Origin of the sequence: Pseudomonas agronomica (genome assembly GCF_025917275.1) — a bacterium.
Lineage (GTDB): Bacteria > Pseudomonadota > Gammaproteobacteria > Pseudomonadales > Pseudomonadaceae > Aquipseudomonas > Aquipseudomonas agronomica.
On record NZ_JAOSHO010000341.1, the window covers coordinates 1 to 5,725 of the forward strand.

3 protein-coding genes are annotated in these 5,725 nt (G+C 61.5%); 2 read left to right on the forward strand and 1 reads right to left on the reverse strand.

Going from position 1 to position 5,725, the window contains the following annotated elements:
* Positions 1 to 164: 164 nt before the first annotated feature.
* Entirely contained in the window at positions 165 to 380 is a 216-nt protein-coding gene (gene rmf / locus OC610_RS20040; protein WP_003223300.1) for a ribosome modulation factor, read from the reverse strand.
* Between the two features lie 531 nt (positions 381 to 911).
* Between rmf and rlmKL the strand changes: the two genes are divergently transcribed.
* On the forward strand, positions 912 to 3,182 hold the full coding sequence (gene rlmKL, locus OC610_RS20045; protein ID WP_264430144.1) for a bifunctional 23S rRNA (guanine(2069)-N(7))-methyltransferase RlmK/23S rRNA (guanine(2445)-N(2))-methyltransferase RlmL: 2,271 nt from the start codon (positions 912 to 914) through the stop codon (positions 3,180 to 3,182).
* 139 nt (positions 3,183 to 3,321) lie between these two features.
* Positions 3,322 to 5,706 carry a sensor domain-containing diguanylate cyclase gene (locus OC610_RS20050; RefSeq protein WP_264430145.1) on the forward strand — a complete coding sequence of 795 codons (2,385 nt, stop codon included), beginning with the start codon at positions 3,322 to 3,324 and terminating at the stop codon, positions 5,704 to 5,706.
* Positions 5,707 to 5,725 lie beyond the last annotated feature (19 nt).

Genomic DNA, 5,725 nt, shown 5'->3' on the forward strand with positions numbered 1-5,725 from the left:
GGAGCAAGCTCCCTCGCCACAGGATGGTGTTGTCTTTGAGATGTCCATTAAAAAGGGCTCCTCGAAGGAGCCCCCTGGGCCGTAGCCCGCCGTCCGGATGGGACGTGCGTGGTTAAATCGGTTTGGATGTCAGATTGTCGAGTTCTTGAGTAATAGGCCCTGTGTCAGCCGACGGCGTGAAGTTCGTTGAGTCTGTGGATACCCGCAGTGCCGGTCATACCGTCCCAGTTGTCGCCGCGTCCTTCTCGCCAGCCATTGATCCAGGCTTGACGTACCGACGGTAGAGTAAAGGGGCAAAGCTCACGGGATTTACCACCAACGCCATATTGGTAACCGCGTAAAAAAGCTCTTTCCAACGGATCACGCTTAAGTCTTCTCATAGGGTGTTGCCCTCACTTGTTGACTGTTGCTTAGCGTCGACCTCTATCGAGGCCGGGGCAGAATCATTCTGCCGTTGGTGGCTCGTTGCCGGCGTGACGAGCCAAGGTGTTGACGCCGTTGCGACGTCAACCTGTGGTGAGTTCTAACCAAAGCGTCACACGGATGGAATGATCGTTTTGTCATAAGCACGTAACAATAAAGATGTTAGTGCGATAAGTAACATGATGTTCGACACCCGCTTTTGAGCAAGACCCCTGTATGATCAGCCCTGCGCTGAAAGGCGGTCGCCGAAATCGAATGAGAATGTCCCCCTGTTGCACTCGGGTACTATTCGACGAAAGGGACAACTTTTCACAATTTGTTGCACAGAATTTTTTATCTGTCCTCGCATCTAAGCTCTTTGAACCTGAGCGGCGAGTACGGAGCGGCACACTTTCGTGCCACGCGGGTGCTCTTGAGAAAAGCACCTGATTGAACCCGGCCCGGCAATGCGTTGCCCGGCCCACTTAGCCAAAGGCTCTGGAAATCCCATGTCCGACCGTTTCGAACTCTTCCTCACCTGCCCCAAGGGCCTCGAAGGCCTGCTTCTTGAGGAAGCCGTCGGGCTTGGCCTTGAAGAGGCGCGCGAGCACACTTCGGCCGTTCGCGGCAGCGCTGACATGGAGACGGCTTACCGACTGTGCCTGTGGTCACGCCTGGCCAACCGCGTCTTGCTGGTACTCAAGCGCTTCCCGATGAAGGACGCCGAAGACCTCTACCACGGTGTATTGGATGTCGATTGGCAAGATCACATGCTCGCCGATGGCACCCTGGCAGTGGAGTTCAGCGGCCACGGCTCGGGCATTGACAACACCCATTTCGGCGCCTTGAAGGTCAAGGACGCCATCGTCGACAAACTGCGCACGCCATCGGGCGAGCGTCCTTCCATCGACAAGCTCAACCCGGACCTGCGCATCCACCTGCGCCTGGACCGCGGCGAAGCGATCCTCTCCCTGGATCTTTCCGGCCACAGCCTGCACCAGCGCGGTTATCGCCTGCAGCAAGGCGCCGCGCCGCTGAAGGAAAACCTCGCGGCCGCGATACTGATTCGCGCCGGTTGGCCGCGCATTGCCGCCGAAGGCGGGGCGCTGGCCGACCCGATGTGCGGCGTCGGCACGTTCCTGGTGGAAGCCGGCATGATCGCCGCCGACATGGCGCCGAACCTGCGTCGCCAGCAATGGGGCTTTACCGCCTGGCTCGGCCATGTGCCGGCGCTGTGGCGCAAACTCCATGAGGAAGCCACCGAACGCGCCGCCGCTGGGCTGGCCAAGCCACCGTTGTGGATTCGTGGCTACGAGGCCGATCCACGGCTGATCCAGCCGGGCCGCAACAACGTCGAACGCGCGGGCCTGAGCGAGTGGATCAAGATCTATCAGGGCGAAGTCGCCACCTTCGAGCCGCGCCCGGACCAGAACCAGAAGGGCCTGGTGATCTGCAACCCACCGTACGGCGAGCGCCTGGGCGACGAAGCCAGCCTGCTTTACCTCTACCAGAACCTTGGCGAGCGGCTGCGCCAGGCCTGCCTGAACTGGGAAGCGGCGGTGTTCACCGGCGCGCCGGACCTGGGCAAGCGCATGGGCATTCGCAGCCACAAGCAGTATTCCTTCTGGAACGGCGCATTGCCCTGTAAGCTGCTGTTGATCAAGGTATTGCCGGATCAATTCGTCACGGGCGAGCGTCGGACCCCGGAACAACGCCAGGCCGAGCGTGAGCAATCCGCCTACGACCAGACCCCGGATGTCCCGCAGGAGCGCCAGTACAACAAGAACGGCAACCCGATCAAGCCAGCGCCGGCACCGGCACCCATGGTCGAGCAGGCGCGCCTGAGCGAAGGCGGGCAGATGTTCGCCAATCGCCTGCAGAAAAACCTCAAGCTGCTGAGCAAGTGGGCCAAGCGTGAAGGCGTGGACTGCTATCGCGTCTACGACGCCGACATGCCGGAATATTCGATGGCTATCGACCTGTATCACGATTGGGTCCACGTCCAGGAATACGTCGCGCCGAAATCCATCGATCCGGAAAAGGCCTCGGCCCGCTTGTTCGATGCGCTGGCGGCTATTCCCCAGGCCTTGAACGTCGACAAGAGCCGCGTTGTCATCAAGCGCCGCGAGCGCCAGAGCGGCACCAAGCAGTACGAGCGCCAGAGTGCCCAAGGCAAGTTCACCGAGGTCAACGAAGGCGGTGTTAAGCTGCTCGTCAACCTCACGGATTACCTCGATACCGGGCTGTTTCTCGACCACCGGCCCATGCGGTTGCGAATCCAGAAAGAAGCCGCCGGCAAGCGCTTCCTCAACCTGTTCTGCTACACCGCGACCGCCAGCGTCCACGCTGCCAAGGGCGGCGCGCGCAGCACCACCAGCGTCGATCTGTCGAAAACCTACCTGGACTGGGCGCGCCGCAACTTGTCGCTCAATGGTTTTTCCGACAAGAACCGCCTGGAGCAGGGCGACGTCATGGCGTGGCTGGAAGCCAGTCGTGACGAGTACGACCTGATCTTCATCGATCCACCGACCTTCTCCAACTCCAAGCGCATGGAAGGCGTGTTCGACGTGCAGCGCGATCAGGTCCAGTTGCTGGACCTGGCCATGGCGCGCCTGGCGCCGGGCGGCGTGCTGTATTTCTCCAACAACTTCCGCAAGTTCCAGCTCGAAGAGAACCTGGCCGAGCGTTACGCGGTGGAGGAAATCACCGCGAAAACCATCGATCCGGACTTTGCCCGAAACAGCAAGATTCACCGCGCATGGAAAATCATGGCGCGCTGATCTCGTTGATTGGATCCATCCAGGCCTTGAAAATCAAGGCTTTCGGGTGTTTTTGGGGCTGGCTAAAGTAATGGCATATAGCTATAACTTAGCTGTGACCGGGGCTGTTCAAATGCCTGGTCCTTTTTGAGTTATGGGCATGGCATTACATCCGGTGCGTCCCAGGATCCTGGGTTTTATCAGCGAAGATGTTTCAGCGTGGCTGGTGGCTTCATTGGTCCTGGCGGCGGGGGCATTGCTGACCGGTTTGTTGGCCTGGGGCACGCTGAATCTGTTCAATCAGCAGTTGCGCCAGCGTTTCGCGTTGCAAGTCGACGAACGCTATAGCCGTATCGAAGAGCGCTTCCAGGACCAGGTGCAACGCCTCGACAGCCTGAGGCGTTTCTTCGCCAACTCCGATGGGGTTTCCAACACCGAATTCCATGGCTACACCGAAGCCATGCTGCGCCATACCCGGGCCTTTGCCTGGGCGCCCCGGGTGCTGCGGGAGGAGCGTCAGGCGTTTGAGCACCAGGCGCGGGCCGAGGTGTCCGGTACGTTTACCATTCGTGAGCCGGACGAGGCAGGCGTTTTGCGAGAGGCTCCCGAGCGGGACGAATACGTGCCGGTGCTGTATGTCCAGGGTCAACCCTCCTATGGCGCGCCGCTGGGCCTGGACCTGCTTTACCAACCCACGCGCCGCGCCACGCTGGAACGGGCCCGCGAACGTAACGCCATGGCGGTGTCCCAACCCCTGGACCTGGTCGGTGTCGATCCGGTCTTTTCCAGGGGGATCATGCTGGCGGCCCCGGTCGTACGACATTCCGGGAACGAGCTGTTGGGTTTTGTGGTGGCTGCGGTCAGCATGCGCCAGTTGATGTCCGATGGCCTGCCGGATTCCGGTCATGACAACCTGTCGATGCGGGTGCTCGACCTGTCCAGCGACGATCGCCAGGAAATGCTGTACGAGAGCCCCGACCGTCCGGGCAACAGCGAGTTGTCGGCGACCCGATTGTTGCGCCTGGCCGATCGTGACTTTCGGGTTGAACTGCGACCCAGCCTCCTGTTCCTGTCGAGCAACCATTCCAGCGTCGTGAGCCTGACGGTGCTGGGCGGGTTGCTCAGCCTGATGCTCAGTGTCTTGTTCTATACGCTGGTCAGCCAACGGCAACGGGCCCTGGCGCTGGTGGAGCAACGGACCCAGGAACTGCGGGCCCGGGAAACGGAACTGCGCGGCACCCACGGCCAGTTGAGGGGCGTGCTCGACGCCGCGACGCAGGTCGCGATCATTGCCACTGACTTGCGCGGCGTTATCACCACCTTCAATGCCGGTGCCGAGCAGATGCTCGGCTATCAGAGCTGTGATGTGTTGCAGAGCATGACCCTGGAAAGCCTCCACGTTCCGCGCGAGCTGCAGGAGCGGGCGGCCCAACTCGCCGCTCGCTTTGGCAAACCGATTCCCACCTGTCACGCCATGTTGCTGGAAGGTGGCGAGCAGGGTGGCCAGCAGGCGCGGGAATGGACCCTGGTGCGCCGCGACGGCAGCCACCTGACAGTGAATATGCTGGCGACGCCGGTGCTGGACGACCAGGAACTGTGGGTCGGACACCTGGCCATATGCATCGACGTCACCGAACGCAAGCGCGTCCACGAGGCGTTGGCCGCCAGGGACCTGTTGTTGAAGAAACTCAGCGCCCATGTTCCCGGTGGCATCTACCAATTCAAGATGGATTTCAACGGTGGCTTCAGCGTGATCTACGCCAGCGATGGCATCCGGGATATCTACGAACTGGAGCCGGACGTGCTGGTGCGGCACGCCGAAGCGATTTTTTCCCGCATTCATCCCTTGGACAGCGCGCGGGTTCGCGCATCGATTCGCACCTCGGCCGACACCTTGAGCCCATGGCGCGAAGAGTATCGGGTGCAACTGCCACTGCGCGGCCTGCGCTGGGTCCGCGGCGAGGCGACGCCCGAGCAACTGCCGGGTGGCGGGGTGTTGTGGCACGGTTACATCTCAGACATTTCCGACCTCAAGCGCGTGGAAGAAGAGCTGCGGGCGCTGTCCGTGACCGACGCCTTGACCGGCATTCGCAACCGGCGTTATTTCCAGGAGCGGCTGACCTCGGAGTTGGCCCGGGTTGAGCGCGGCACCGGGGAAATGGCGGTCATCATGCTTGATATCGATCATTTCAAGCGCATCAACGACCAGTACGGCCACGCGATGGGCGACCGAGTGCTACAAGCCGTCTGCCAGCGCATCACCCAGCGACTGCGACGTACCGATGTGTTCTGCCGGCTTGGCGGGGAAGAGTTCGTGGTGTTGTGCCCGGACACCGACGGCGAAAGCGCCTACACGCTGGCCGTAGGACTATGGGACGGCCTGCGCGGGGCGCCGATCGAGGAGGTGGGGGTCATCACTGCGAGTTTTGGTGTCGCCAGCCTCCGTCCCGGCGAAGGCGCCGATGCGCTGCTGCTACGAGCTGATTCGGGGGTCTATGCGGCCAAGCAGGCCGGGCGCGATCGGGTCGAGGCGCCGTTGGGATAGTGCTTTTTACGCTAACCAC